The following is a 25,428-nucleotide window of genomic DNA, read 5'->3' as shown; positions in this document are numbered from 1 at the left end:
GCGCCGGGGGCAGGACCGTGGACGAGTTCTGGGCCGGACTCAAGTGGACCGCCCCGAGCGAGCCGAGCGGCCACCGGCTCGCCCGCCCTCCGCTCCGAGGACGGCCGCCGGGCGCTGATCGCCGCCCGGATCACCGGCGAGGAGCGGGACGCGGCCGAGGTCCTCGACCGGATCGCCCCCGACTTCCGGGGCACCCACGGCCCCGTCGAGGTCTCGCTCGGTGGCGACCTCGCCGTGCGGCACGAGATGCAGACGATCATCCAGGAGGACTTGCTGCGGGCCGAGCTCATCGCCCTGCCCGTCACCCTCGTCCTGCTCGTCGTGGTCTTCGGCAGCGCCGTCGCCGCCCTCCTCCCGCTCCTCGTCGGCGTCGTCGCCATCCTCGGCACCAACGCCGTCCTGCGCGTCATCACCGAGTTCACCGACGTCTCCGTCTTCGCGCAGAACCTGACGACCGCGCTCGGCCTCGGACTCGCCATCGACTACGCCCTCTTCGTCGTCCGCCGCTTCCGCGAGGAGTTGGCCGCCGGAGCCGACACGGCCACCGCCGTCCGCACGACCCTGCGCACGGCCGGGCGGACCGTGCTCTTCTCCGCGCTCACCGTCGCCGTCTCGCTCGCCGCGATGCTCGTCTTCCCGCAGTACTTCCTGCGCTCCTTCGCCTACGCGGGCATCGCCGTCGTCCTCCTGGCCGCCCTCGCCGCGCTCGCCCTGCTCCCCGCCGCCCTCGTCCTGCTGGGCGACCGGGTGAACTCCCTCGACCTGCGGCGCCTCTTCCGCCGGGGCCGCCCGGCCGGGGCCCCCGTCACCGGCGCGGCCACCGGTGACGGCGGCGGGTGGGGGAGGGTCGCCGGGCTCGTGATGCGCAGGGCACCCGTCTTCGCCGTCCTCACCACCGCCGGCCTCGTCCTGCTCGGACTGCCCTTCCTCGGCGTGACGTTCGGCGCGGCGGACGACCGCCAGCTGCCCACCACGGCCGCCTCCCGGACCGTCCAGGACACCCTGCGCGAGAGCTTCCCCGGCGACCCCGGCGGCACCCTCACCGTGTACGCCGAGGGCTCCGCCACCCCCGCCGAGTACGCGGCCTACCGCGAGCGCGCCGCGGCCGTCGACGGCGTCGCGCGGGTCGACGGGCCCGTCACCTCACGCGACGGCGGCACCACCCACGCCTACTTCACCGTCGTCCCCGAGGGCGAGGCCGTCGGCGCCGGAGCCCAGCGGGTCGTCGACGGCCTGCGCGCCGCCCCCGCCCCCTTCGACACCGCCGTCACCGGCCCGGCCGCCGTCCTCGTCGACTCCAAGGACGCCCTCGCCGACCGGCTGCCCTGGGCGGCGGCGATCGTCGTCCTCGCCACCCTCGTCCTGGTCTTCCTGCTCACCGGCAGCGTCCTCGTCCCGGTCCAGGCCGTCGTCCTCAACGCCCTCAGCCTCACCGCGATGTTCGGCGCGGTCGTCTGGGTCTTCCAGGAGGGCCACCTCTCCGGACTCCTCGGCTTCACCGCCACCGGCGACATCGAGACCACCCTCCCCGTCCTGATGTTCTGCGTCGCCTTCGGGCTCTCCATGGACTACGGCGTGTTCCTGCTCTCCCGCATCAAGGAGGAGTACGACTCCGGCGGCGACCACGAGCGCGCCGTCCGACTCGGCCTCAGCCGTACCGGCGGCCTGATCACCGCCGCCGCCGTGATCCTCGCCGTCGTCATGGTCGCCATCGGCACCTCCCGGGTCACCAACACCAAGATGCTCGGCCTGGGCGTGGCCCTCGCCGTCCTCATGGACGCCATGGTGGTCCGCAGCCTGCTCGTCCCCTCGGTGATGAGACTGACCGGCCGCCTCACCTGGTGGGCGCCGGGACCGCTCCGGCGCCTCCACGACCGCTTCGGCATCAGCGAGTCCGACGGGCCCGGGCCCGGCGACCCCGTGAACGGCGACGAGGTGCCCGGGGAGCGCCGGGAGCCCACCCCGGTGCGCGGCTGAACCGCCGCCCCGACACGCCCGGCCGTCCCCGTCCCGCCGCCCCGACACGCCCGGACGCCGACCCCGAGGTGCGGGGCCGGCGTCCGGAAGAGGGGGGCGGTCGGGAGGGGTCAGTCGCGGCGGGCGCGGTTGCCGGGGCGGCTGGCGACCCAGGCACGGATCGTGTCCGGGTACCAGAAGGGCTTGCCCGACTCGACGTGGTCGGGCGGTGGCAGCAGTCCGTGCTTCCGGTAGGAGCGGACCGTGTCCGTCTGCACCCGGATGTGCGCCGCGATGTCCTTGTACGACCAGAGGCCTCTGTCCGTCATGCTGGTACCTCCCTGCGCCCCGTGCCGCGCAGCGATGGCGGGAGTGCCGTTCGGGGGCGCTGCGGGCGGTGGCGTCGGTGATCACTGAGCCTGTGCCCGGTGAACGACCGCCTCCGACGGGAGGGGAGCGGCTGTCGGACGCCTGTGACGGAGAACCCGCGTAACGGCGACATGTGTGACGAACGGGCCATCCCTGTGACAGAAGTGACACGCGTTCAGACCGGCGTGCCCCCGTGCGTCACTCCGTCATCCCGTCACCGCGCTTCCCCGTCACGCCCTTCCCCTCCGCGCTCAGGCGCCGCAGGAACGGAGGTACTCCCGGGTGCGGAGCGCGATCGGGTACGGGGCGTCCGGCTCGCACGGGTACATGTCCTGCTCCACGATCGCGAAGAGGTCCACGTCCAGGGCCCGCGCGGCGGCGAGCACCGGCTCGAACGCGGGCACCCCCGACGGCGGCTCGCACATCACGCCCCGCGCCACCGCAGGGCCGAACGGCACCCCCTCGGCCACCACCTCCGCCAGCACCGCCGGATCGACCTGCTTCAGGTGCAGATAGCCGATCCGCTCCCCGTAGGTCTCGATCAGCTTGACGCTGTCCCCGCCCGCGTACGCGTAGTGCCCGGTGTCCAGACAGAGCGACACCGCGTCCGGGTCCGTCGCGTCGAGGAAGCGCGTCACGCTCTCCTCCCCGTCCAGATGGGTGTCCGCGTGCGGATGGACCTCGATCCGCAGCCCGTACCGCTCGCGCACCTCCCGCCCCAGCCGCTCCGTCAACCGCGTGAGGTCCTTCCACTGCCCGGCCGTGAGCACCGGGTCCTCCAGGACCTCGCCCGTCCGGTCGTCCCGCCAGAACGACGGGATGACGACCAGGTGCCGGGCGCCCATCGCCTGCGCCAGGGCCGCGTTCTCGGCGACGTGCGCCCAGGTCCGCTCCCACACCCCGGGCCCGTGGTGCAGCCCGGTGAAGACGGTGCCGGCCGACACCCTGAGCCCGCGCCGGGCGGTCTCCTCCGCCAGCACCGCCGGATCGGTCGGCAGATAGCCGTACGGGCCGAGCTCGATCCACTCGTAGCCCGCGCCGGCCACCTCGTCGAGGAAGCGCTGCCAGGGCACCTGGCGGGGATCGTCCGGGAACCACACCCCCCAGGAGTCCGGGGCGGAGCCGATGCGAAGGCGGGACGGCGGCGACGGAGGTGACTGCGGCGACGGCTTCGTCATGCCTGCCACCCTGACCGGGGCCGCCGGGAGCGTCAAGACGGCCGCACGACGCTCGTCCGAATGTCCGGACATATCGTTGACACGCCTCCGGCCCGACGACTAGACCTGGGTGCGGGGCCGAGGGCGGCCGAGCCGAGAGGTGGCGCGTGGAAGCGGAGCCGTACGACCTGATCGCCATGGGACGCCTCGGCGTGGACCTGTACCCGCTGCGGACCGGGGTCCCGCTCGACCGGGTCGAGACCTTCGGCCGGTTCCTCGGCGGCTCCCCGGCCAACGTCGCCGTCGCCGCCGCCCGCCTCGGCCGCCGCACCGCGCTCGTCTCCCGCACCGGCGCCGACCCGTTCGGCGCCTACCTGCGCCGGGAGCTCGCCGACTTCGGCGTCGACGCGCGCTGGGTGACCGAGGACGCCGACCACCCCACGCCCGTCACCTTCTGCGAGATCTTCCCGCCCGACGACTTCCCGCTCTACTTCTACCGGCGGCCCACCGCGCCCGACCTGGAGCTCCGGCCGGAGGAACTGGACCTCGACGCGCTGCGGACCGCCCGCGTCCTGTGGACGACGGGCACCGGACTGTGCGCCGAACCCAGCCGCACCGCCACCCTCGCCGCGCTCACCGCCCGGGCCGGCCGCGAGACCACCGTCCTCGACCTCGACTGGCGGCCCGCCTTCTGGCCCGACCCGGCGGCGGCCCGCCCCCTGTACGCCGAGGCCCTGCGCCACGCCACCGTCGCCGTCGGCAACCTCGACGAGTGCGAGGTCGCCACCGGGGAGCGCGACCCGGACGCCGCCGCCCGCGCCCTGCTCGCCTCCGGCGACGGCACCACGGTCCGGCTCGCCGTCGTCAAACAGGGCCCCAAGGGCGTCCTCGCCCGCACCGCCGACGGCGCCCGCGCGGAGGTCCCCCCGCTCCCCGTCGACGTCGTCAACGGCCTCGGTGCGGGCGACGCCTTCGGCGGAGCGCTCGTCCACGGCCTGCTCGCCGGCTGGGACCTCGACCGCGTCCTGCGCCACGCCTCCGCCGCCGGCGCCATCGTCGCCGGCCGCCTCGCCTGCTCCCCGGCCATGCCGTACGCGGAGGAGATCGACGAGGCCCTCGCGCGCGGCCACGCCACGGTGCGCCCGCGTGCCACCGGCCCGGAGCGGGGGTAGACCTGCCCCATGTGCTCCGACCGACTCGCGCCGCCGACCCGCTCGCTCCATCTGCCCGCAGGGACCGCCGGGAGCGGGCCGTACGCCCTCCGGGTCGACCCCGAGCAGGCCGGCTGGGACCACGCGGGACTGCGCGTGCTCGACCTCGGACCCGGCGGGCGGCACGCGTTCGACAGCGGAGACGCCGAGTGGATCGTGCTTCCGCTCGCCGGGGCCTGTAGCGTGCGCGTCGACGGCGACGTCGTCGAACTCCGGGGCCGAGAAGGCGTGTTCGCCGGAGTCAGCGACTTCGCCTATGTACCTCGCGACGCCCACGCCCAGATCGCCTCCGGTGCGGGAGGCCGCTTCGCTTTGGCAGGAGCGAAGTGCGAGCGACGACTCCCCGCCCGCTACGGCCCCGCGCCGGAGGTTCCCGTCGAGACCCGGGGCAGCGGCAACCGCGTCCGCGCGGTGCGGAACTTCGCCTCCGCCGACGCCTTCGCCTGCGACCGGCTGATCGCCGTGGAGGTCGTCACCCCGGGCGGCAACTGGTCCTCCTACCCGCCGCACAAGCACGACGAGCACCGGCCGGGCGCCGAGTCCGTCCTGGAGGAGATCTACTACTACGAGGTCCACGGCGAGCACGGCTACGGCTTCCAGCGGATCACCCCCTCCCGGCCCGGCGGCGCCGAGCTCCTCGCCGAGGTCCGGAGCGGCGACGCCGTCCTCGTACCCGACGGCTGGCACGGGCCGTCGATCGCCCAGCCCGGCCACGACCTCTACTACCTCAACGTCATGGCCGGACCCGGACCGGAGAGGGAGTGGAAGATCTGCTTCCACCCCGACCACGCGGAGGGATACCAGTGACGCGCTCCACCGTCGCCCAGGCGCTCGTGCGCTTCCTCGCCGCCCAGTACACCGAGCGCGACGGCAGACGGCAGCGGCTCGTCACCGCCACCTGGGGCATCTTCGGCCACGGGAACGTCGCCGGGATCGGGCAGGCGCTCGTCGAGCACGCCGACCTCATGCCCTTCCACCAGGGCCGCAACGAACAGGCCATGGTCCACGCGGCCGTCGGCTACGCCCGCCAGACCAACCGGCTCTCCGCGCACGCCGTGACCACCTCCATCGGCCCCGGCGCCACCAACCTCGTCACCGGCGCCGCCCTCGCCACCATCAACCACCTGCCGGTGCTCCTGCTGCCCGGCGACACCTTCGCCACCCGGCCCGCCGACCCCGTCCTCCAGCAGCTCCAGCTCCCCACCGCCGGAGACGTCTCCGTCAACGACTGCCTGCGTCCGGTCTCCCGCTGGTTCGACCGGATCACCCGGCCCGAGGCGCTGATCCCCGCCGCCCTCGAAGCGATGCGGGTCCTCGCCGACCCCGCCGACACCGGAGCCGTCACCCTCGCCCTTCCGCAGGACGTGCAGGCGGAGGCGTACGACTGGCCGGAGGAGTTCTTCGCCGAGCGGGTCTGGCGGATCCGCAGGCCCCGCCCCGACGCCGCCGAACTCGACGCCGCCGCACGGGCGGTCAGGTCCGCCGAACGGCCGCTGGTCGTCGCCGGCGGCGGGGTGCGGTTCAGCGGAGCCGAGGACGCCCTGCGCACCCTCGCCGAGCGCGCGGACCTCCCCGTCGTCACCACCCAGGCCGGCAAGGGCGTCCTGCCGTACGACCACCCCTGCGAGGCCGGCGGCATCGGCCACACCGGCAGCCCCACCGCCAACGCCCTGGCCCGCACCAGCGACCTCGTCATCGGCGTCGGCACCCGCTACACCGACTTCACCACCGCCTCCGGCACCCTCTTCCCCGAAGGCACCCGCTTCCTCAACCTCAACATCACCGCCTTCGACGCCCACAAGCAGGGCGCCCTGCCGCTCGTCGCCGACGCCCGGGAGGGACTCACCGCGCTCACGGAGGCCCTCGGGGACCACCGGCAGGAGGCCGTGCGATGGACGTCCTCCAAGCGGGACTGGCAGGAACGGGTCGACGCCGCCTACGCCGCGCCCGACGTGGACGCCCGCCCCACCCAGACCCAGGTCCTCGGCGCACTCGACACCCTGGTCGACACCACCGACATCCTGATCAACGCCGCCGGCTCGCTGCCCGGCGACCTCCACCGGTTGTGGCGGACCCGCTCCCGCGACCAGTACCACGTCGAGTACGGCTACTCCTGCATGGGCTACGAGATCCCCGCCGCCGTCGGCGTCCTGCTCGCCGACCCCGGCCGGCCCGTCTGGGCACTCGTCGGCGACGGGACGTACCTGATGAACCCCACCGAAATCGTCACGGCCGTGCAGGAGCGGCTGCCGCTGAAGCTGGTGATTCTGCAGAACCACGGGTACGCCTCCATCGGCGGCCTCTCGGAGGCCGTCGGCGCCGAGCGGTACGCCACCGACTACCGCCGGCGGGCGGCCGACGGCGGCTTCACCGGACCGCCGCTCCCCGTCGACCTCGGCGCCAACGCGGCCTCCCTCGGCATGCGGGTCCTGCGCCCCCGAACCATCCGTGACCTGCGGGAAGCGCTCGCCGACGCCCGGCGGGCGACCGTTCCCACATGTGTCTACGTCGAGACCGAAACGCCCGACACAGTGTCGGGCCCGCCCCCGGTCGATGCGTGGTGGGATGTGCCCGTGGCCGCGACGTCGACCCGCCCGTCGGCGGTCAAGGCCCGCGAGGAGTACGACCGGCACGTCACCGCCCGACGCCGCCATCTCTGAAGGAGTAACTCGTCATGACGAAGACCGTCCACCACTGGATCGGTGGCAAGACCGTCGAGGGCACGTCGGGGAACTGGGGACCGGTCACCGACCCCGCCACCGGCGCCGTGACCACGCGGGTCGCGCTCGCCTCCGTCGAGGAGGTCGACGCGGCCGTCGCCGCCGCGAAGGACGCCTTCGCGACCTGGGGCACCTCCTCCCTCGCCCAGCGCACCACCGTCCTCTTCGCGTTCCGCGCGCTGCTCGACGCCAACCGCGACGCGATCGCCGAGCTGATCGTCGCCGAGCACGGCAAGGTCCACTCGGACGCGCTCGGCGAGGTCGCTCGCGGCCTGGAGATCGTCGACCTGGCCTGCGGCATCACCACCCAGCTCAAGGGCGAGCTGTCGACCCAGGTGTCCAACCGGGTCGACGTGGCGTCCATCCGCCAGCCCGTCGGCGTCGTCGCCGGCATCACCCCGTTCAACTTCCCGGCCATGGTGCCGATGTGGATGTTCCCGATCGCCATCGCGACCGGCAACACCTTCGTCCTCAAGCCGAGCGAGAAGGACCCGTCGCCGTCCCTGAAGATCGCCGAGCTGCTCGCCGAGGCGGGCCTGCCGGACGGCGTCTTCAACGTGCTCCACGGCGACAAGGTGGCCGTCGACCGCCTCCTGGAGCACCCGGACGTCTCCGCGATCTCGTTCGTCGGCTCGACCCCGATCGCCCGGTACATCCACACCACCGCCTCCGCCAACGGCAAGCGCGTCCAGGCGCTCGGCGGCGCCAAGAACCACATGCTGGTCCTGCCCGACGCCGACCTCGACGCGGCGGCCGACGCGGCCGTCTCGGCGGCGTACGGCTCCGCGGGCGAGCGCTGCATGGCGATCTCGGCGGTCGTGGCCGTCGGCGCCATCGGCGACGAGCTGGTCGAGAAGATCCGCGAGCGCGCCGAGAAGATCAAGATCGGCCCCGGCACCGACCCGACCTCCGAGATGGGCCCGCTCATCACGGCCGTCCACCGCGACAAGGTCGCCTCCTACGTCCACGGCGCGGCGGACGAGGGCTGCCAGGTCGTCCTCGACGGCACCGGCTACACGGTCGACGGCTACGAGGACGGGCACTGGATCGGCCTCTCCCTCCTGGACCACGTGCCGACCACGGCCAAGGCCTACCAGGACGAGATCTTCGGCCCCGTCCTGTGCGTGCTGCGCGCCGAGACGTACGAGGAGGGCCTCGCCCTCATCAACGCCTCGCCGTTCGGCAACGGCACCGCGATCTTCACCCGGGACGGCGGCGCGGCCCGCCGCTTCCAGCTGGAGGTCGAGGCCGGCATGGTCGGCGTCAACGTGCCGATCCCGGTCCCGGTGGGCTACCACTCCTTCGGCGGCTGGAAGGACTCGCTCTTCGGCGACCACCACATCTACGGCAACGACGGCGTGCACTTCTACACGCGCGGCAAGGTCGTCACCACCCGCTGGCCGGACCCGTCCGAGGCCCCGGCGGGCGTCGACCTGGGCTTCCCCCGCAACCACTGACCGGGCGACCGGGCGACCGGCGACGGTCGGCTCGCGAAGGCCCCGGGGCGTCCGCCCCGGGGCCTTCGCCGTCCGTGGTGACCTACCAGCGCGAGTGGAGGAGCTTGTTCGGGGACCCGGTCTTCGGGTCCACGACCTTGCCGCTCGTCGCGTTGTTCACCAGGGCGGTGCTCACCTGGGCCGGGGTGGCCGTGGGGTGGGCCGCCAGATAGAGGGCGGCGACGCCCGCCGTGTGCGGGGCGGCCATCGAGGTGCCCGAGATGGTGTTCGTGGCGGTGTCGCTGTCCTTCCAGGCCGAGGTGACCGAGACGCCCGGGGCGAAGAGGTCGACGCACGTGCCGTAGTTGGAGAACGAGGCCCGCTTGTCGGCCGAGTCCGTCGCGCCGACCGTGATCGCCTCGGCGACGCGGGCGGGCGAGTAGTTGCAGGCCTTCGCGGGCCAGCCGAGGAAGTTGCCGTTGCCCGCGGCGACCGCGTAGCTGACGCCGGAGGCGATCGAGCGCCGTACGGCGTCGTCGAGGGAGGCGTTCGCGCCGCCGCCCAGGCTCATGTTGGCGACGGCCGGCTTGACCGCGTTGGCGGTGACCCAGTCGACGCCGGCGATGACCCCGGCGGTGGTGCCGGAGCCGTTGCAGTCGAGGACGCGGACGGCGACCAGCTTGACGCCCTTGGCGACGCCGTAGGTCGCGCCGCCGACGGTGCCGGCGACATGGGTGCCGTGGCCCTGGCAGTCCTGGCCGTTCTGCCCGCCGCCGACGGTGTCGGTGCCGACCGTCGCCCGGCCGCCGAACTCGCCGTGCGAGGTGCGGATGCCGGTGTCGATGATGTACGCGGTGACGTTCGACGCGGTCGTGTCGTACGTGTACGTCGTGGAGAGCGGCAGGTCGCGCTGGTCGACGCGGTCCAGGCCCCAGGTCGCGCCGTTCTGGGTGTCGGCGATCCGGACGGTCGCGTTCTGCTCGACGTACGCGACGCGGGGGTCGGCGGCGAGTTCGGCGGCCCGGGCCTTCGACAGCGTGGCGGAGAAGCCCTTGAGGGCCGACCGGTAGACGTGCTTCGGGGTGACGCCGAGGTCGGCGGCGCGGGTCGTGCCGTCCCTGAGGACGACGATCCAGCTGTTCTCGACGGCGGTGGCGGCCGGAGCGAGCCGCAGGTCACCGGTGGGGGCGGCGCTCCGGGCGGCGGGGGAGGCGGCGAACTGGAGGCCCGCGGCGAGCGCGAGGACGGGGACGAGCGCGGCGATGCGGCGAGGTATCCGATTCATGTGGTGGGGCACCTGAACCTTTCGTCGTCCGGGTGTGGTGTCCCACAGGGTGACGCTTTGTCATGAGCAACACAAGGGTGCGGTCGGCCCTCCGTACTCCCCCCGCGGTACGGGGGCCGGGCCGCGTACGACTCCAGGAGGCCACCGAATCCTTCCCCGGGCAGCCGTGCCGCACAGGCGGCCACCTTAGGCTCGACGCATGCGACTCCGACTTCCCCGGTGGGGACCGCCCCGATGGGCCGCGGTCACCGCCGCCCTCGCCGTCCTCGCGGGCGCCGGCACCTGGACCGCCGTCGCCACGGACGAGGCCCCGCCCGTGCACCGCGCGGACCGGGCCCTCGACATGGACGGGGTGCGCGTCGACACCTCGTACTTCACCGACGGCACCCCCGGCCGCCGCCCCGCAGTCCTCGTCGGGCACGGCTTCGGCGGCTCCAAGGACGACGTCCGCGCCCAGGCCGAGCAGCTCGCCCGCGACGGGTACGCCGTACTCACCTGGTCCGCGCGGGGCTTCGGCGCCTCCACCGGCCGGATCGGCCTCAACGACCCGGACCACGAGGTCAAGGACGTGAGCCGGCTGATCGACTGGCTCGCCGCCCGCCCCGAGGTGCTCCTCGACGCCGCCGGTGACCCGCGCGTCGGCGTCACCGGGGCGTCCTACGGAGGCGCGGTCTCGCTCCTCGCCGCCGGGCACGACCGGCGCGTCGACGCGATCGCCCCACAGATCACGTACTGGAACCTCGCCGACGCCCTCCTCCCGAACGGCGTCTACAAGAAGCTCTGGGCCGGGATCTTCTTCTCGGCCGGTTCCGGTGCCGGTGCCGGTGCCGGTGCCGGGGCCGGGAGCGCCGCCGGGCCCGCGGCCGGGGCAGGTGCCGGGTCCGTGGGGAAGGCCGACCCCTGCGGCCGGTTCACCCCCGAGCTGTGCGCCCTCCAGGAGCGCGTCGCCGTCTCCGGCAAGCCCGACGCCGCCGCCCGCGCCCTCCTCGAAGCCCGCAGCCCCTCCGCCGTCGGCTCCCGCATCACGGCTCCCGCCCTGATCGTGCAGGGCCGGACCGACTCCCTCTTCACCCTGGCCGAATCCGACGCCATGGCCCGCACCCTCGCCGCCAACGGCGCTCCGGTCGCCGTCGACTGGATCGCGGGCGGCCACGACGGCGGCGACCGCGAGACCGCACGCGTCGAACGGCGGATCACCACCTGGTTCGACCGCTGGCTGCGGCGCGACACCTCCGTGGACACCGGCCCCGCCTTCCGCGTCAGCCGTACCGGAGGCGTCGACTCCACCGACGGACAGGCCACCCTGCGCGCCGCCACCGCCGACCGCTACCCCGGCCTCGCCGCCGGCACCCGCGCCCTCGCGCTCGACCCGGCGCCCCGCGCCTTCGCCAACCCCGCGGGCGCCGCGCCGCCCGCCGTCTCCGCCGTGCCCGGACTCGGCGGCGGCCTCTCCGGCCTCTCCTCCCTCGGCGTCGGCGTCGCCCTCGACTTCCCCGGCCAGCACGCCCGCTTCGACGCCGCCCCGCAGGCCGAGGCGCTGCGGATCACCGGCGCCCCCACCGTCCGCGTCAAGGTCACCTCGACCGCGCCCGACGGCTCCGCCGTGCTCTTCGGCAAGGTGTACGACGTCGGGCCCGACGGCCGTCAGCAGGTCCTGCCCGCCGGGCTCGTCACCCCCGTCCGCGTCGAGGACGCCCGCGAGGGGAAGAGCGTGACGCTGCGGCTGCCCGCGATCGACCACGAGGTGGAGGCCGGCCACCGGCTGCGGCTCGTCCTCGCGGCCACCGACCTCGGCTACGCCTCCCCGGTCCTCCCGGCCGGATACACCGTGGCCGTCGAGGGCCCGCTGACCGTCCCGACCGCCCCCGGCGTCACCACCCGGGCGGCCGCCCTGCCCTGGTGGGTCTGGGGCCTGCCGCTGCTCGGCCTCGCCGCGGCCGCCGGACTGCTCCTCACCGCCCGCCGCCGGACGGCCGCCCCCGCGCCCGACCCGGCACTCGCCGGCGTACCCCTCCAGATCACCGGCCTCTCCAAGAAGTACGCGGGCGGTGACCGCTACAGCGTCCGCGACCTCTCCTTCCGCGTCGAACAGGGCCAGGTCCTCGGCCTCCTCGGGCCGAACGGCGCGGGCAAGACGACCACCCTGCGCATGCTCATGGGGCTCATCACCCCCGACGAGGGCGAGATCAGGGTCTTCGGGCAGGCGATCCGCCCCGGCGCGCCCGTCCTCTCCCGGGTCGGCTCCTTCGTCGAGGGCGCCGGCTTCCTGCCGCACCTCTCCGGCCGGGAGAACCTGGAGCTGTACTGGAAGGCCACCGGACGCCCCGCGGAGGACGCCCACGTCGACGAGGCCCTGCGCATCGCCAACCTCGGCGGCGCCCTGGAACGCGCCGTGCGCACCTACTCGCAGGGCATGCGGCAGCGCCTCGCCATCGCCCAGGCCATGCTGGGCCTGCCGGACCTCCTCATCCTCGACGAGCCGACCAACGGCCTCGACCCGCCGCAGATCCGCGAGATGCGGGAGGTGATGATCCGGTACGCGGCCGGGGGCCGGACGGTCATCGTCTCCAGCCACCTCCTGGCCGAGGTCGAGCAGTCCTGCACCCACCTCGTCGTGATGGACCGGGGGCGGCTGATCCAGGCCGGACCCGTCGCCGAGATCACCGGCTCCGGCTCGGCCCTGCTCGTCTCGCTCGGCGAGAGCGTCCCCGACGCCCTGGTCGAGAAGATCGGCGCCCTGCCGGGCATCGGCTCCGCGGACCGCACCGAGGGCGGGCTGCTCGTCCGCCTCGACGGCGCCGACGCGACCGCACTCATCGGCGAACTCGTCCGGCTCGACGTGCCGGTGACGGGCGTCGGCCCGCACCGGCGCCTGGAGGACGCGTTCCTGACCCTGATCGGAGGAACCGCGTGAGCACGCCGAGCACCCCCACGCCGACCACGCCGCCCCCGGCCGCCGTGGCGGCCACCGCGCCCGGCTACCGGGCCGGGCGCACCCTCCCGCTGCGCGTCGAGGCCCTGCGCCAGTGGAAGCGCCGCCGCACCCTCGTCATGGCCGGGGTGCTCACCGCCCTGCCGTTCGTCCTCATCGTCGCCTTCGCCATCGGCGGCCCCGCGGGCGACGACCGGGGCGGCCGGATCACCCTGATGGACACCGCGACCGCCTCGGGCGCCAACTTCGCGGCGACCTGCCTCTTCGTCTCCGCCGGGTTCCTGCTCGTCATCCCCGTCGCGCTGTTCTGCGGGGACACCGTCGCCTCCGAGGCGGGCTGGTCCTCGCTGCGCTACCTGCTGGCCGCGCCCGTGCCCCGGGCCCGGCTGCTCGCCTCCAAGCTGGCGGTGGCGCTGCTGTTCAGCGCGGCCGCGATGGTCCTCCTGCCCCTCGTCGCCCTGGCCGCCGGGACCGTCGCCTACGGCTGGGGGCCGCTGCAGCTGCCGACGGGCGGCTCCGTGCCGGCCGGGGACGCCCTGCTGCGGCTCGCCGTCGCCGTGGGGTTCGTCTTCGTCTCCCAGCTCGTCACCGCCGGGCTCGCCTTCTGGCTCTCCACCCGCACCGACGCGCCGCTCGGCGCGGTCGGCGGCGCCGTCGGTCTGACGATCGTCGGCAACGTCCTGGACGCCGTCACGGCCCTCGGCGACTGGCGCGACTTCCTGCCCGCGCACTGGCAGTTCGCCTGGATCGACGCGCTCCAGCCGCAGCTGGAGTGGAGCGGCATGGCGAAGGGCGCGGCGATCTCCGTCACGTACGCCCTGGTGCTCTTCGCCCTGGCCTTCCGCGGCTTCGCCCGCAAGGACATCGTGTCCTGACGCCCCGAGGGAGTCCCGCCGCCCCGGCCCGGGCGTCCCTCACGCCCGCGCCCGGGTGTCCCTCACACCCACCCCCTTCGAGCCGCTTCCGCGCCCGCGCGGAAGCGGCTCGTCGTGCCGAGAGCGGCCATCAGTTCGCCGACCCGGCGGCTGTAGGTGCGGGCGGACATGCCGAGCCGGGCGGCGGCCGTCTCGTCCGTCAGCCCCGACAGGAGGGCGTCGAGCACCGGGCGCAGCTGCGGGGGCGGTTCGCGCGAGGGCGGCGGGGCCGGCGGGGCGTGGCCCGGCTCCTGGGCCGTCGACCAACTGGCTTGGTGCGCCCTGACCAGCGCGTGGACCACCACCGGGTCCCGGATGAGCAGCAGTCCGTTGTAGAGCAGCTCCAGGTCGAGCGGGACGGCCGCCACCGTGCGGTCGACGACGATCATCTTGAAGGGGATCGCGTCGGCGAGCCGCGCCCGCCCCGGGACCGGAGGCCCGTCCTCCAGCCGGGGCAGGGCGTGGCGCGGCACGATCCTCCTGACCTCGTCGGCCCGCTCCGCCGCGGCCCGCATGCACGCCCCCGCCAACTCCAGGAACGGCTCGGGGATCGCGCAGGCCGCGGAGGCGACCGGATCGTCGAACGTCAGCAGCTCGTGCCGGGTCGAGGCGGCCAGCCCGGCGAGCACGGCGCTGATCCGCCGTACGCCCCGGACCGGGCGCCCCGGGGGCCGCTGTCCCTCGGCCGCGGCCCGGTTCATCGCCGACCGGGCGAGCAACACGGATCCCGCGCTCTCCGCCACCGCTGACCACCCCCGCCCGATCGATGTCCACTCCATGTACGCACGTGACTGCACACGGTGACAACCCCTGTGGAAAACTATGGCGAATCCATGCCACCCGGGCCCGCCCCCGCCGCCGTTGCCACATCGAGATCGTTCCGCAACTCCTTCGACGGCTCCGCCCCGCCCTCCCGCCCGTCACATTCACAAGTGAACGCATCCCAGGGGGAGATGACATGGATCCGTACCACGACACGGTGAAGGCGCGCCGCGGAACGCGGCGGGCGGCCGCGCTCGCCGGGCTGCTCGCCGCCGGTCTCGCGCTGTCCGGATGCGGCGCGAGCGGCGACGGCGGCGCCCACGACCGCGGCCGGGGGGTGGCCGTGCCCGACGGCGGGAACCGCTCCGGCGCCACCGCGGCGCCCGACGCGCCCGCGCCCGGCCCCGAGGGCGAGCAGCGGGCGCCGAGCCCCGCGCCCGACTACCTGTCCACCTTCGCGCTCGACGTCGACACCGCCTCGTACGGCTACGCCCGCCGCGCGCTCTCCGAGGGCCGGCTGCCCGACCCGGTGACGGTGCGGCCCGAGGAGTTCGTCAACAGCTTCCGCCCCGACTACCCGCGCCCGGCGGACGACGGCTTCAGCGTGACCGTCGACGGGGCCCGCGCCGGGGCCGACGGCTGGTCGCTCGTCCGGGTCGGGCTCGCCACCCGGGGCGCCGACCTCGGCGGCGAACGCCCGCCCGCCGCGCTGACGTTCGTCGTCGACGTCTCGGGCTCGATGGACGAGCCGGGCCGCCTCGACCTCGTCAAGCGGTCGCTGCGCGTGCTGACCGACGAGCTGCGCGACGACGACTCGATCGCCCTGGTCACCTTCAGCGACGAGGCCGAGACCCGGCTGCCCATGACCCGCGTCGGCGAGGCCAGGCCGCGGATCGCCGAGACCGTGGACGCCCTGGAGACGAGCTCGTCGACCAATGTCGAGGCGGGCGTGCGGACCGGGTACGACGTCGCCGTCGAGGGCCACCGCAAGGGCGCCACCAACCGGGTGGTGCTGCTCTCCGACGCCCTCGCCAACTCCGGCGAGACGGAGGCGGAGGCGATCCTCGCCCGGATCGAGGAGGAGCGCAGGGAGTACGGGATCACCCTCTTCGGCGTCGGCGTCGGCAGCGAGTACGGCGACGACTTCATGGAGCGGCTCGCGGACAAGGGCGACGGGCACACCACGTACGTCTCCACCGACGCGCAGGCCCGCAAGGTCTTCGTCGACCAGCTGCCCGCCCACGTGGAGCTGCGCGCCCGCGACGCCAAGGCGCAGGTCGCCTTCGAGCGGTCGACCGTCGAGAAGTTCCGGCTCGTCGGGTACGAGAACCGGGAGGTCGCCGACGAGGACTTCCGGGACGACCGGGTCGACGGGGGCGAGATCGGGGCCGGGCACACGGTCACCGCGCTGTACGCGGTCAAGACGCGGCCCGGCGCCACCGGGCGGGTCGCCACCGCCACCGTCCGCTGGCTCGACCCGAACTCCCGGAAGCCGCACGAGCGTTCCGGTTCGGTGGAGACCGGCGCCCTCACCTCCGACCTGTGGGGGCCCGGCCACGACAGCCTGCAACTGACGGCCATCACCGCCTACTTCGCGGACGCCCTGCGCGGCGGCGGCCTGCCGGGCGCCCCGGCCCTCGGCGACCTCGCCCGGCGCGCCGACGCGATCGCCGGGCGCTCCGGCTCCGCCGTCGTCACCGAGCTGGCGGAGGCGGTCCGGCAGGCGGACCGGCTGCGCGGCCCCGGCCACGAGCCGGGCGGCGAGGGGGAGTTGCGGTCCGGCGACCCGTACGCCTGATCCGCACGCCCGGCCCTCGCGGTGGAGCCGGTGCCTCCGGCGGGGAGGCGGCATCATGAGGCCATGGCCTCCCTGTTGCTCGCCCTCGCCGTCGGATGCACCGGGCTCTACGCCGGATTCATGCTCATCTTCCTCACCGGGATCATGCCCGCGCTCGCCCGCCTCACGGACCGCGAGTTCGTGACGGCGATGCGGCGGATCAACGAGTACGTGCCGAGGGCCGTCTTCCTGACCGTCTTCCTCGGGGTGCTCGCCTTCCCCCTCGCCGCCCTCCTCGTCCCGGTCGACGGCCGCACCGACGCCCAGAAGTGGCTCGTGCTCGGCGGCCTCGTCGCCGCGTTCCTCAACCACGTGGTGACCGCCGCGGGGAACGTCCCCCTCAACAACGCGCTCGCCGCCCCCGCGGCGCCGGACCAGGACCCGGCCGCCGTCCGGGCCGCCTTCGAGGGGCGCTGGAACGCCTTCCACCGGGTGCGGACCCTGCTCGTCCTCGTCGCCTTCGGGCTGCTCACCGCCGCCGCCGTGGCGTAGCCCGGCGGGGCGCTCCGGCCCACGGAACCGAACCACGGGGTCTGTTTGTGGCGTGAACTCGCGGGTCGGAGGCCTCCGGGCGGACCTCTGGCACCCCCGAAAGCGTACTCCGAAGTCCGAAAGCCGTCGTCGGAGGGGGTCGGGTTCGGGCCAATGACGAGAACCCGACCGCTTTATATCCGGGCATAGGGGTTGAAGCACCCCGATATCCCCACCCGTGATTCCGTACCTTCCGGTTTCTTATTGACATGCCTACGGGGGTCTTTTCTAATCAACCCGGGGGTCACCCGCGCAGAGACTTGAGGGGGGCATGGTGGACGTCCGGATCCTGGGAGGACTGTCGGTCCGCGAGAACGGGGTGTCGATCACCCCGACCGCGGCCGCGCCTCGACAGCTGCTCGCCCTGCTCACGGCCAACGCCGACCAGATCGTCCCCGTGACGGTCCTCACCGAGGAGCTCTGGCCGTCCGGCGCCCCGCGCGGCGCCCGCGCCGAACTCCAGGGGCACATAGCCGAGCTGCGCGCGCTCATCACCCGCGCACTGCGGGACGCCGACCCGGCGGAACCGCGCCCCGGCTGGTCCGACCGGCGCACCGCCGACGCGATCCTCGTCTCCGTGCCCGGTGCCTACCGGCTCGACAGCGGCGGCGGTGCCAACGACGTCTGGCAGTTCGAGCGCGCGGCCGGCGCCGGCTACCGGGCCATGGAGGCGGGCGACCTCTCCCGGGCCGCGCTCCGGCTCGGCGAGGCCCTCGCCCTGTGGCGCGGCGAGCCCTACGCGGGCGTCGCCGCGGGCCCCCGGCTCCGGATGGAGATCGAGCGGCTGGAGACCTCCCGCCTCAGCGTCCTCGACCAGTGGGTGGAGGCGCAGCTCGGCCTCGGCCGCCACGCCGAACTCCTGGCCGAGCTGCCCGGACTCGTCGCCCGCTACCGCACCAACGAACCCCTGCACGCCCACCTCATGGTCGCGCTGCTGCGCTGCGGACGGCACGACGAGGCGCTCGCCGTCTTCGACGGGCTGCGCGCCGCGCTCCTCAAGGAGAGCGGCATGGAGCCCTCCGGCAGGCTCCGCAGGCTCCAGCGCTCGGTGCTCGCCCTGCGGAACACCGCCCCGCCCCCGGCGGCGCGCGTGCCCGCCCCGTACCATCCGGACCGGTTCCGGCCGATGCCGACGGCCACGCTCGTCTGACGCCCCGTCGGGCGTCCGTCCGGCCGGCCGTCGAGCCCGGCACACCCGCAGGGGAACGAAGTGCCGCAGCTCACCGTTGACCGGTTCCCGAAGCAGAATTAGTTTCGCGAACACGGCGGGTTTCCTCCCTGGTGCCCGATTTCGCTCGACTACGGGGGTTGGGGACACATGAGTGCGTACGGCGGGGACGGAGGCGGTGGCGCCGACGCATTGCTCGCCGTCCTGGAACTCCTCGCCTCGGGCGACCGCGTCGAGGCCGGCCTCGACGACCTCCTCGACGGCGCGCGGGACCTCCCCGCGGCCGAACGCGCGCGGGTCGAGCGGGCCGTGCGGCTCGCCGGAGCCGTCCAGGGCGACCGCGCCGCCGCCGCCGCGCGCGAGGCCACCCTCACCACGCTCACCGACACCGCGCGCGACCTCACCTTCTCGTACGACCTCGACAGCCAGCTGCACCTCATCACCCGGCGCGCCCGGCAGCTGATCGGCCTCGACATGGCGTACGTGACCCTGCGCGGCCCGCACGGCGCCTGCTACATCCGCACCACCGAGGGCTCCGTCGGCGAGGAGGAGGGCGCCGGGCTCGTCCCCGGCCTGCGGATCGAGGACGGCAACTGCCTGGGCGGCGTCGTCCAGCGCGAGGGCGTGCCCGTCTGGACCCCCGACTACCCGGCCGACGAACGGTTCTCGCTCGCCGACACCGCCATCGGCGCCGACGCCGCCGACCCCGGCGACGCGGCCGTCCGGGCCGAGGGGCTGCGCGCCATCATGGCCGTCCCGCTGCGCAGCGGCGACGCCGTGATCGGCGCCCTGTACGGAGCGGACCGGCGCGTCCGCGAGCACACCCCGCAGGAGATCGCCGACCTCGCGGCCCTCGCCGACCTCGCGGCCCTCGCCGTCGAGAAGGCAGGCCTCCTCGACCGGACCAGGGCCGAGGTGTCGGAGCTGGAGCGGGACAGCTCCCTCGTCCGCACCCGCCTCACCCGGATGCGGCACGTCAGCGAGGCCCACAGCCGCATCATGAACCTCGTCCTCGCCGGCGGCGAACTGTGCAACCTCGCCAAGGCCGCCGGTGACGCCCTCGACGCCACCGTGCTGATCCGCGACCCCGGCGGCCGGGTCCTCGCCTGCGGCGGCGCCGAGATCACCGACCTCGACGAGGAGGCCGTCGCCAAGGCCTCGCTCGACGCGCACGCCAGCCGCCGCCCGGTCCTCGCCGACGAGGACACCTGGGTCGCGCCCGTCATCGCGGGCTCCGAGGACCTCGGCGGCCTCGTCATCCGCGCCACCAGCGGCCTCACCGGCGAGGACGAGCGGCTCCTCGAACTGACCGCCCAGTCCGTCGCGTTCCTCCTCCTGATGCAGCGGTCCACGGCCGTCGCCGAGGGGCCCGTCCGCGACGAGCTCCTCGACGACCTGATCGCCGACCCGCCGCACGCCCCGCAGCAGATCGCCCTGCGGGCCCGTCGCCTCGGCATCGACCTGCGCAAACCGCACGTGCTCGTGGTGGCGCGGCCGGAGGGCGGCGAGCAGGGGCGCGCGGTGGTGTGGGCGTCCTCCTACGCGTACCGCCTCTCCGGTCTGAAGACCGTCCAGGGCGGCTGCATCGTGCTGCTGCTCCCCGGGATGGACCCGTCCGCCGCGGCCAAGGCCGTCTCCGAGGAGCTGTCGCCGCTGCTCGGGCACCCCGTCTCGGTCGCCGCAGCGGGACCCGGTCACAGCCCGGACGGCGTCGGCGCGATGTACGCCGAGGCCGGGCGCTGCCTGGACGCGATGAGCGCGCTCGGCGGCACCGGCTCCGCGGCGGCCGTGCAGGACCTGGGGTTCCTCGGGATGCTGCTCTCCGACGACCACGACGTCGACGGCTTCGTCGAGAACGCGATCGGTCCCGTCCTGGACTACGACGCCGAGCGGTTCACCGACCTGACCCGCACCCTGGAGGCGTACTTCGCCTCCGGCGGCAGCCCGTCCAACGCGGCCGAGGCGCTGCACGTCCACCCGAACACGGTCTCGCGCCGCCTGGAGCGGATCGGCGAACTCCTCGGCCCCGGCTGGCAGAAGCCCGGCCAGGTCCTGGAGGTGCAGCTCGCGCTGCGGCTCCAGCGCACCCGCGAGGTCCTCGCCCGCCGCCGCACCGCCACGACCCCGCCGCGCCCGCCCGTCCCGCCGGACCGCCCCGTCGCCTGACGGCGGCCGCCCGCGCCCGCGGACCGACCCCCGCCGCAGGGGCACGGGGCCCGACGGCCGTCGCCCGGTGGTCCGTTGGGGCGGACCACCGGGGCGGCGGGGGTGGGGGGAAGGGAAACGTCAGCTGGCGGTGCGTCCCGCGGCGTAACCGGAGGCGAAGCCCGCGCTGTACGCCGCCGCGTCCCGGCCGGGAGCGAGCAGCGCCGCCGCGTGGGCGGCGGACGCCAGCGTGATGTGCCGGTGCCAGCCGCGGTACGAGCGGCCCACGAAGTCCCGCAGGCCCGCCTCCTCGCCGACCTCGGCGAAGTCCCGGTCCACCCGCCGCGCCAGCTTCGTCAGCCGCAGCAGCGAGCCCACGGGCGAGGTCAGATCGCTGATCCACACCCGGGCCGGACCGCGCCGAGGGTCGTCCCACTCGCCGAGCAGCGTCAGCGGCCGCATCCGCTCCCCGCCCGGCATGGGCAGCGCGACCCGGACGGCCGTCGCGAGCGAGGTGCGGGAGGTCGGCGCGCCGGCCACGGTGTCCACCCAGCTCACCGGGCGGCGCAGCCCCCGCAGCGACTCCAGGATCTGCTGCGCGGGGAGCGGCCCCGCGCCGAAGCCGGGGAGCGAGCGGTCCGCGATGGCGAGCCGGGAGCCGCCGCCGATGCGGGCCACCACCGGCAGCCCGGCCGCGGCGAGCCGGGTGAGCGCCGCCCGGCCCGCGCCGCCCCGGATGTCGAGGAGCACCGGCTTGCGGGTGACGTCACCGAGGCGGGCCGTCTCCAGGGCCGCGGCGACCGCGCACTCCTCCAGGGTCTCCTCGCCCGCCTCCTGCGGCACCTCCGCGCGGTCGCGCCGGGTGCGGTCCTTGACCCACGGGTCCGGCAGGAAGAGCCGCCAGTTGACGGGGACGCTCAGCTCGTCGCTCGCGAACCACACGCCGAACGCCTGCTGGCCGTGGAAGACCTGGCCGCGCTCCGGGTCGAAGCGCCGGTCCACGCCCACCGAGTGCTCCCCGGCCTTCGGGATGGGCATGGGCCGCACCACCCAGGCCTGCGGGCAGCCGCTCCGCTCCAGGAAGCGGGCGAGCTCGGCCCGCATCGGCGCCCAGTCCCAGGTGGAGCTGGAGATGAAGTGGTGCAGGCTCTGCTCGGCGGCGGGCCCGCCTATCTGCGCGGCGATGTTGCGGATCGACTTGCGGCCCTGGGCGGTGAGCAGCCCGTGCAGGTACTGCTCGGCCTTCAGGCGCTGGTCGCGGCGCGGGAACCCGGCGAAGAGCGCGGCGCACAGCTCGGCGTAGACGTCGTCACCGGAGGAGGCCGCGCGGGCCGAGGAGCCACGCGGCACGGCACGGACGCCCGCACGGGCGGCCTGACGGGGAACGGTCAGGGGAACGGTCCCGGCGATGCCCCTGCGCTGGGTTGCGACGGATGTACTCACGACACTCCTGCCCGAAGGTTGCGCAGCTCCCTTCCGCTGCACCACCAACGGTCGCCCGTGACCACCCCCCGGGACGAGGTGGACCCGGCACCCGAATCGCCCGCCCGATGGTGGCCGGACCACACCACCCCCTCCCGAAGTGAGCTGACACACTCTCCGGAGCCGCTTTGACCCGTCGCACTCCGTGGCCGGACCATCGCTGAGCGAGGCCGCGCGGGCCGGCTCCGGTTAATGCCCCAGGCCGGACCACCGCGCCCGTGCGGCCCGCCTCGCCACCGCCCGTACCCTGGGCCCATGGGTGTACGAGCCGAACTTCCGGTCGTCGGCGCCGTCGCGGCGGGCGGCGCGCTCGGCGCGAGCGCCCGCCACGGCGCGGCCCTCCTGTGGCCCACCCCGGCCGGCGCCTTCCCCTGGACGACGTTCACCGTGAACGCGGCCGGCTGCGCCCTGCTCGGCGTCCTCATGGTGCTGCTCACCGAGACCCGGACCCGGGTGGCCCCGCACCCGCTGCTGCGCCCGTTCCTCGGCACCGGGTTCTGCGGCGGGTTCACCACGTTCTCGGCGTACGCGCTCGACGCCCAGCGGCTCCTCGACGCGGACCGGCCCGCGTCGGGCCTGCTCTACCTGGGGGCGACGGTGCTCGTCGCGCTGGCCGCCGTCGCGGCGGGGACGGCCGCCGCGCGGGCGGTCGTACGGCCCCGGGTGACGCCCTCGTGAACTGGCTGCTCGTCGTGGTGGGGGCCGCCGTCGGCGCGCCGCTGCGGTACCTCACCGACCGGGTGACGAAGGCCCGGTTCGGCGCCGCCCTGCCCTGGGGCACGTTCGCCGTGAACGTCGCGGGCTCGTTCGCCCTCGGCCTGCTCACCGGCGTCTCTTCGGAGCGGCTGCACCTGCTGCTCGGCACCGGCCTGTGCGGCGCCCTGACCACGTACTCCACCTTCTCGTACGAGACGCTGAGGCTGTACGAGGAGGGGCGGCGGGGGTACGCGGTCCTGAACGTGCTGGGCGGCCTGACCGCCGGTCTCGGAGCCGTCTGGCTGGGGGTCGGGGCGGCCGGGCGGGGGTGAGGTGCCGCGTACACCTCGTCGTCGTTCCTGACGAGCGTCCCGGTCCGTAGGCGTCGGCTCGAAGACAGGTGCCTCCGGTGCGACGGCAACGGGGAGCCGCTTACCGGGCGGTCCGCCGCAGCACGTTCGAGGCGCCCGCGCAAGTGAACATCTCACGAGTGTTCTTCGAGTTGTGCACGATGTCGCCGCGCGAACCTGCTGCCTGGATCGAGACGTAGTGAGGTGCGTATGGACAACGCAGTAGAAAGGGCGATCGAGTACATTCGGGAGCGTTACGGCGAGCCGCTGACTCTCACGGAGATCGCCGAAAGCGCTCTGCTCAGCCGTTTCTATTTCACGCGGCTGTTCAAAGAGGAAACCGGGATCACACCCGGGAGATTTCTGGCAGCGATCCGCATTCACGAGGCCAAGCGGCTCATCGAGAGCACCTCGATGAGCATCACCGACATCTCCTACGCCGTCGGCTACAACAGCCTCGGCTCGTTCACCAACTCGTTCACGTCCGGGGTCGGCGTCTCGCCCAGCCGCTACCGGCGGCTGACGCGCGGCGGCGGCGACGGGCTGCCGGGGCCGGAGCCCGACCCGCGCGCCGGGTACGGCACGATCGCGGGCACCATCAGCCTGCCGGCGGGCCACGGCAACGCGCGCGTGTTCCTCGGGGCCTTCGGGACGCCCGTGGTGCAGCACCCGTCCGTGGCCTCGGTCGTCGTCGACGTCCCCAGCGGCCGGCCGTCCTGCTACTCGCTCCAGCACGTCCCGGAGGGGGAGTGGCACCTGCTCGCGGTCGCCGTCGCCGACGGCATCGGGCCCGACGCCCGCTCCCGTCGGACCGCGCTCGTCGCGGGCCGCGGGGCGACGACCGTGCCCGTCACCGCCGACGGCATCGTCAGCGCCGCCGTGCGGCTGCGGGCCGTGCGGGCGACCGATCCGCCGATCCTGCTCGCCCTGCCCGAACTCGTACCGCCGGTCGAGGTGGTGGCCCACCCCGGCTGCGCCTCGGTCAACCCCGACGGGGAGCCGGCGGGCGCGCGCCGGGCCGCGGGCCACCTCAGGGTGGCGTCCGCGGCACCGGTGCCCGTGGCGTAGCGACCGGGACCGGGCAGGATCACGGCGCCATGTCCTGCTTGGTCTTCAGCTGCTCCGCGAGCAGGCTCCACTCCCGGCCGATGCGCTCCGCGATCGGGGCGATGACACCGACCCAGTGCGCCGGGACGGCGTCGACGAGGCCGCGCCACTCCTCGTTCGGGTCGGTGGCGTGCGCCTGCATCCAGCGGAGGAACTCCCGGCCGCCCGCCGTGTAGCGGATGGCCGGGTCGCTGGCCATCTTCGCGGCGACCGTCGCCCAGGCGGGCGGCGCCTCGGTGTGGTTCCTGCGCTGCGGCGCGGTGTCCGCGTGGGGCGCCACCCGCAGCGGCGCCCGGGCCGGGCCCGCCGCCGGCCGCGCCGCGTCCTCGGGCCGCCCGGCGGGCGGCGCGGAACGCATGGGCGGGACGGCCTGGAGCGACTGCAGCGGCCGCACGTTCGGCAGGGCGTGCACCGGCTGCGTCGGGTGGGCCGGCTGCGTCGGCTGTACGGGGTGCGTCGGCTGGTGCCCGGGGTGCCCGGAGTGCGTCGCCGGACGGGACGGGTGGTGCGGCTGCGCGGGCGACACCGGCTGCACGGGTCGTACGGAGGTGGCGGCGGCCCGGTCCCGGGCGGCCCCCTGGCGGCGGCCGTCCCGCTCGGGGCCCTCGCCGCGCCGCAGCCGCGCGCTCACGTCGTGCACCGTGCCGAGCGACACGTCGGTCTCCCGGGCCACCTGCCGCAGCGGCGCGTTCGGATGCGCGGCGATGTACTCCGCGGCGCGCCGCCTGCCCTCGCCCGCGTCCACCGGACGCCGCCGGCCGTCGCGGCCGATGCGCTTGCCGTCGAGCGGCGTCGCGTCCCCCGTCCGGTCCCGCAGCGAGGCGATCGTCTTCGCGCTCAGCCCGGTGATGCCCGCGATGGCGCGGTCGGACCAGTCCGGGTGGGAGCCGAGGACGCGCTGGGCGCCGGACACGCGGTCCGCCTTCGACAGCGGCAGTCCGTGCGTGCCGTTCGCCTTCATGGCGATGACGAGCGCCTCGGAGTTCGAACAGTCGAGGAAGCGCGCCTTGATCGTCTCGTCGCCGCGGAGCCGCGCCGCCTCCAGACGGTGCAGACCGTCGATGATGCGGTAGCCGTCCAATTGGACGAGAATGGGGGGCAGTTCCGCCGTCCCCGCCGCGTCGACGAGAAGCTGGATGTGGGCGGCGTCCGTACCGCTCTGCCGCAGTGACACCCCGGCCGACAGGGCGCTGACGGGAACGTCGCGCGCCGGCAGTTTCTCGAAGTTCTTCGGGTCGAATTCGCTGCGCCCCGACGAGTCGGTGATCTCCGTCCTGACGGAGCTGAATGCACTCGTTATCAAGACGGCTTGCGCGTTGCTGTGAGCCATTCCGTTTTCTCCCTCTCTGCTGCCGCTGTTCAGAGAGTCG

20 protein-coding genes are annotated in these 25,428 nt (G+C 74.6%); 14 read left to right on the top strand and 6 right to left on the bottom strand.

What is annotated here, in order from left to right:
- Window positions 1–1,977, top strand: a 1,977-nt coding sequence (locus ACWDVG_RS21565) for an MMPL family transporter (RefSeq protein WP_451700943.1), incomplete at its 5' end; no start/stop codon positions are given.
- A 110-nt stretch (window positions 1,978–2,087) separates the two neighbouring features.
- On the opposite strand, the gene ACWDVG_RS21560 is transcribed toward ACWDVG_RS21565, so the two are convergent.
- Window positions 2,088–2,285: a helix-turn-helix transcriptional regulator gene (locus ACWDVG_RS21560; RefSeq protein WP_451700942.1), complete on the bottom strand. Its 198-nt coding sequence runs from the start codon at window positions 2,283–2,285 to the stop codon at window positions 2,088–2,090.
- A gap of 291 nt (window positions 2,286–2,576) precedes the next feature.
- Window positions 2,577–3,503, bottom strand: a complete 927-nt coding sequence (locus tag ACWDVG_RS21555; protein WP_451700941.1) for a sugar phosphate isomerase/epimerase family protein — start codon at window positions 3,501–3,503, stop codon at window positions 2,577–2,579.
- Window positions 3,504–3,679: 176 nt separating this feature from the next.
- On the opposite strand from ACWDVG_RS21555, the gene iolC reads away from it, so the two are divergent.
- Genes iolC through mmsA form a run of 4 tightly spaced genes read left to right on the top strand, consistent with a single transcriptional unit; the run spans window position 3,680 to window position 8,870 of the window.
- A complete protein-coding gene (gene iolC / locus ACWDVG_RS21550; RefSeq protein WP_451700946.1) occupies window positions 3,680–4,654 on the top strand; it encodes a 5-dehydro-2-deoxygluconokinase in 975 nt (324 codons plus the stop codon).
- Between the two features lie 9 nt (window positions 4,655–4,663).
- Window positions 4,664–5,500 (top strand): 5-deoxy-glucuronate isomerase, encoded by an 837-nt coding sequence (gene iolB / locus ACWDVG_RS21545; RefSeq protein ID WP_451700940.1) that lies wholly within the window; start codon window positions 4,664–4,666, stop codon window positions 5,498–5,500.
- Window positions 5,497–7,353 carry a 3D-(3,5/4)-trihydroxycyclohexane-1,2-dione acylhydrolase (decyclizing) gene (iolD, locus tag ACWDVG_RS21540; protein ID WP_451700939.1) on the top strand — a complete coding sequence of 619 codons (1,857 nt, stop codon included), beginning with the start codon at window positions 5,497–5,499 and terminating at the stop codon, window positions 7,351–7,353. Before iolB ends, iolD begins: the two co-directional genes overlap by 4 nt.
- Window positions 7,354–7,367: 14 nt before the next feature.
- A complete protein-coding gene (gene mmsA, locus ACWDVG_RS21535) occupies window positions 7,368–8,870 on the top strand; it encodes a CoA-acylating methylmalonate-semialdehyde dehydrogenase (RefSeq protein ID WP_451700938.1) in 1,503 nt (500 codons plus the stop codon).
- Window positions 8,871–8,952: 82 nt separating this feature from the next.
- Here mmsA and ACWDVG_RS21530 read toward each other — a convergent pair whose 3' ends face one another.
- The gene (locus tag ACWDVG_RS21530) at window positions 8,953–10,134 is read right to left on the bottom strand and encodes a S8 family peptidase (protein ID WP_451700937.1); all 1,182 of its coding nucleotides are present in this window, start codon (window positions 10,132–10,134) and stop codon (window positions 8,953–8,955) included.
- A 199-nt stretch (window positions 10,135–10,333) separates the two neighbouring features.
- Here ACWDVG_RS21530 and ACWDVG_RS21525 point away from each other — a divergent pair, with 199 nt between their 5' ends.
- Together ACWDVG_RS21525 and ACWDVG_RS21520 are read left to right on the top strand one after the other, a co-directional pair.
- Window positions 10,334–13,048 (top strand): alpha/beta fold hydrolase, encoded by a 2,715-nt coding sequence (locus tag ACWDVG_RS21525; RefSeq protein ID WP_451700936.1) that lies wholly within the window; start codon window positions 10,334–10,336, stop codon window positions 13,046–13,048.
- A complete protein-coding gene (locus ACWDVG_RS21520; protein WP_451700934.1) occupies window positions 13,045–13,941 on the top strand; it encodes an ABC transporter permease in 897 nt (298 codons plus the stop codon). The genes ACWDVG_RS21525 and ACWDVG_RS21520 overlap by 4 nt, the downstream gene beginning before the upstream one ends.
- 62 nt (window positions 13,942–14,003) lie before the next feature.
- On the opposite strand, the gene ACWDVG_RS21515 is transcribed toward ACWDVG_RS21520, so the two are convergent.
- Entirely contained in the window at window positions 14,004–14,723 is a 720-nt protein-coding gene (locus tag ACWDVG_RS21515; RefSeq protein ID WP_451700933.1) for a DNA-binding response regulator, read from the bottom strand.
- A gap of 215 nt (window positions 14,724–14,938) precedes the next feature.
- Here ACWDVG_RS21515 and ACWDVG_RS21510 point away from each other — a divergent pair, with 215 nt between their 5' ends.
- The 4 genes from ACWDVG_RS21510 (at window position 14,939) to ACWDVG_RS21495 (ending at window position 20,444) form a co-directional block, all read left to right on the top strand.
- Window positions 14,939–16,540: a YfbK domain-containing protein gene (locus ACWDVG_RS21510; RefSeq protein WP_451700932.1), complete on the top strand. Its 1,602-nt coding sequence runs from the start codon at window positions 14,939–14,941 to the stop codon at window positions 16,538–16,540.
- Between the two features lie 63 nt (window positions 16,541–16,603).
- Window positions 16,604–17,071 carry an anthrone oxygenase family protein gene (locus ACWDVG_RS21505; protein ID WP_451700930.1) on the top strand — a complete coding sequence of 156 codons (468 nt, stop codon included), beginning with the start codon at window positions 16,604–16,606 and terminating at the stop codon, window positions 17,069–17,071.
- A 313-nt stretch (window positions 17,072–17,384) separates the two neighbouring features.
- Window positions 17,385–18,260, top strand: a complete 876-nt coding sequence (locus tag ACWDVG_RS21500) for an AfsR/SARP family transcriptional regulator (protein WP_451700944.1) — start codon at window positions 17,385–17,387, stop codon at window positions 18,258–18,260.
- A gap of 168 nt (window positions 18,261–18,428) precedes the next feature.
- Window positions 18,429–20,444 carry a helix-turn-helix domain-containing protein gene (locus ACWDVG_RS21495; protein ID WP_451700929.1) on the top strand — a complete coding sequence of 672 codons (2,016 nt, stop codon included), beginning with the start codon at window positions 18,429–18,431 and terminating at the stop codon, window positions 20,442–20,444.
- Between the two features lie 120 nt (window positions 20,445–20,564).
- On the opposite strand, the gene ACWDVG_RS21490 is transcribed toward ACWDVG_RS21495, so the two are convergent.
- Window positions 20,565–21,866, bottom strand: coding sequence for an IS701 family transposase (locus ACWDVG_RS21490; protein WP_451700928.1), 1,302 nt, complete (start codon window positions 21,864–21,866; stop codon window positions 20,565–20,567).
- Between the two features lie 294 nt (window positions 21,867–22,160).
- Here ACWDVG_RS21490 and ACWDVG_RS21485 point away from each other — a divergent pair, with 294 nt between their 5' ends.
- From ACWDVG_RS21485 to ACWDVG_RS21475, 3 genes are all read left to right on the top strand, one after another.
- Window positions 22,161–22,583 (top strand): FluC/FEX family fluoride channel, encoded by a 423-nt coding sequence (locus ACWDVG_RS21485; protein WP_451700927.1) that lies wholly within the window; start codon window positions 22,161–22,163, stop codon window positions 22,581–22,583.
- A complete protein-coding gene (gene crcB, locus ACWDVG_RS21480) occupies window positions 22,580–22,933 on the top strand; it encodes a fluoride efflux transporter CrcB (protein WP_451700926.1) in 354 nt (117 codons plus the stop codon). The genes ACWDVG_RS21485 and crcB overlap by 4 nt, the downstream gene beginning before the upstream one ends.
- A 228-nt stretch (window positions 22,934–23,161) precedes the next feature.
- Window positions 23,162–24,019, top strand: a complete 858-nt coding sequence (locus ACWDVG_RS21475) for a helix-turn-helix domain-containing protein (protein WP_451700925.1) — start codon at window positions 23,162–23,164, stop codon at window positions 24,017–24,019.
- 19 nt (window positions 24,020–24,038) lie between these two features.
- Here ACWDVG_RS21475 and ACWDVG_RS21470 read toward each other — a convergent pair whose 3' ends face one another.
- A complete protein-coding gene (locus ACWDVG_RS21470) occupies window positions 24,039–25,388 on the bottom strand; it encodes a nuclease (protein WP_451700924.1) in 1,350 nt (449 codons plus the stop codon).
- Between the last annotated feature and the right edge of the window lie 40 nt (window positions 25,389–25,428).

This window comes from Streptomyces sp. NPDC003327, from assembly GCF_053589515.1.
This window is presented reverse-complemented; position numbering and strand designations above follow the sequence as displayed.

Bases quoted from the DNA above. Each gene is read 5' to 3' on its own strand.
- ACWDVG_RS21560 (WP_451700942.1), bottom strand. From the start codon at position 2,285: ATGACGGACAGAGGCCTCTGGTCGTACAAGGACATCGCGGCGCACATC.
- ACWDVG_RS21555 (WP_451700941.1), bottom strand. From the start codon at position 3,503: ATGACGAAGCCGTCGCCGCAGTCACCTCCGTCGCCGCCGTCCCGCCTT.
- iolC (WP_451700946.1), top strand. From the start codon at position 3,680: ATGGGACGCCTCGGCGTGGACCTGTACCCGCTGCGGACCGGGGTCCCG.
- iolB (WP_451700940.1), top strand. From the start codon at position 4,664: ATGTGCTCCGACCGACTCGCGCCGCCGACCCGCTCGCTCCATCTGCCC.
- mmsA (WP_451700938.1), top strand. From the start codon at position 7,368: ATGACGAAGACCGTCCACCACTGGATCGGTGGCAAGACCGTCGAGGGC.
- ACWDVG_RS21530 (WP_451700937.1), bottom strand. From the start codon at position 10,134: ATGAATCGGATACCTCGCCGCATCGCCGCGCTCGTCCCCGTCCTCGCG.
- ACWDVG_RS21525 (WP_451700936.1), top strand. From the start codon at position 10,334: ATGCGACTCCGACTTCCCCGGTGGGGACCGCCCCGATGGGCCGCGGTC.
- ACWDVG_RS21510 (WP_451700932.1), top strand. From the start codon at position 14,939: ATGGATCCGTACCACGACACGGTGAAGGCGCGCCGCGGAACGCGGCGG.
- ACWDVG_RS21505 (WP_451700930.1), top strand. From the start codon at position 16,604: ATGGCCTCCCTGTTGCTCGCCCTCGCCGTCGGATGCACCGGGCTCTAC.
- ACWDVG_RS21495 (WP_451700929.1), top strand. From the start codon at position 18,429: ATGAGTGCGTACGGCGGGGACGGAGGCGGTGGCGCCGACGCATTGCTC.
- ACWDVG_RS21485 (WP_451700927.1), top strand. From the start codon at position 22,161: ATGGGTGTACGAGCCGAACTTCCGGTCGTCGGCGCCGTCGCGGCGGGC.
- ACWDVG_RS21475 (WP_451700925.1), top strand. From the start codon at position 23,162: ATGGACAACGCAGTAGAAAGGGCGATCGAGTACATTCGGGAGCGTTAC.
- ACWDVG_RS21470 (WP_451700924.1), bottom strand. From the start codon at position 25,388: ATGGCTCACAGCAACGCGCAAGCCGTCTTGATAACGAGTGCATTCAGC.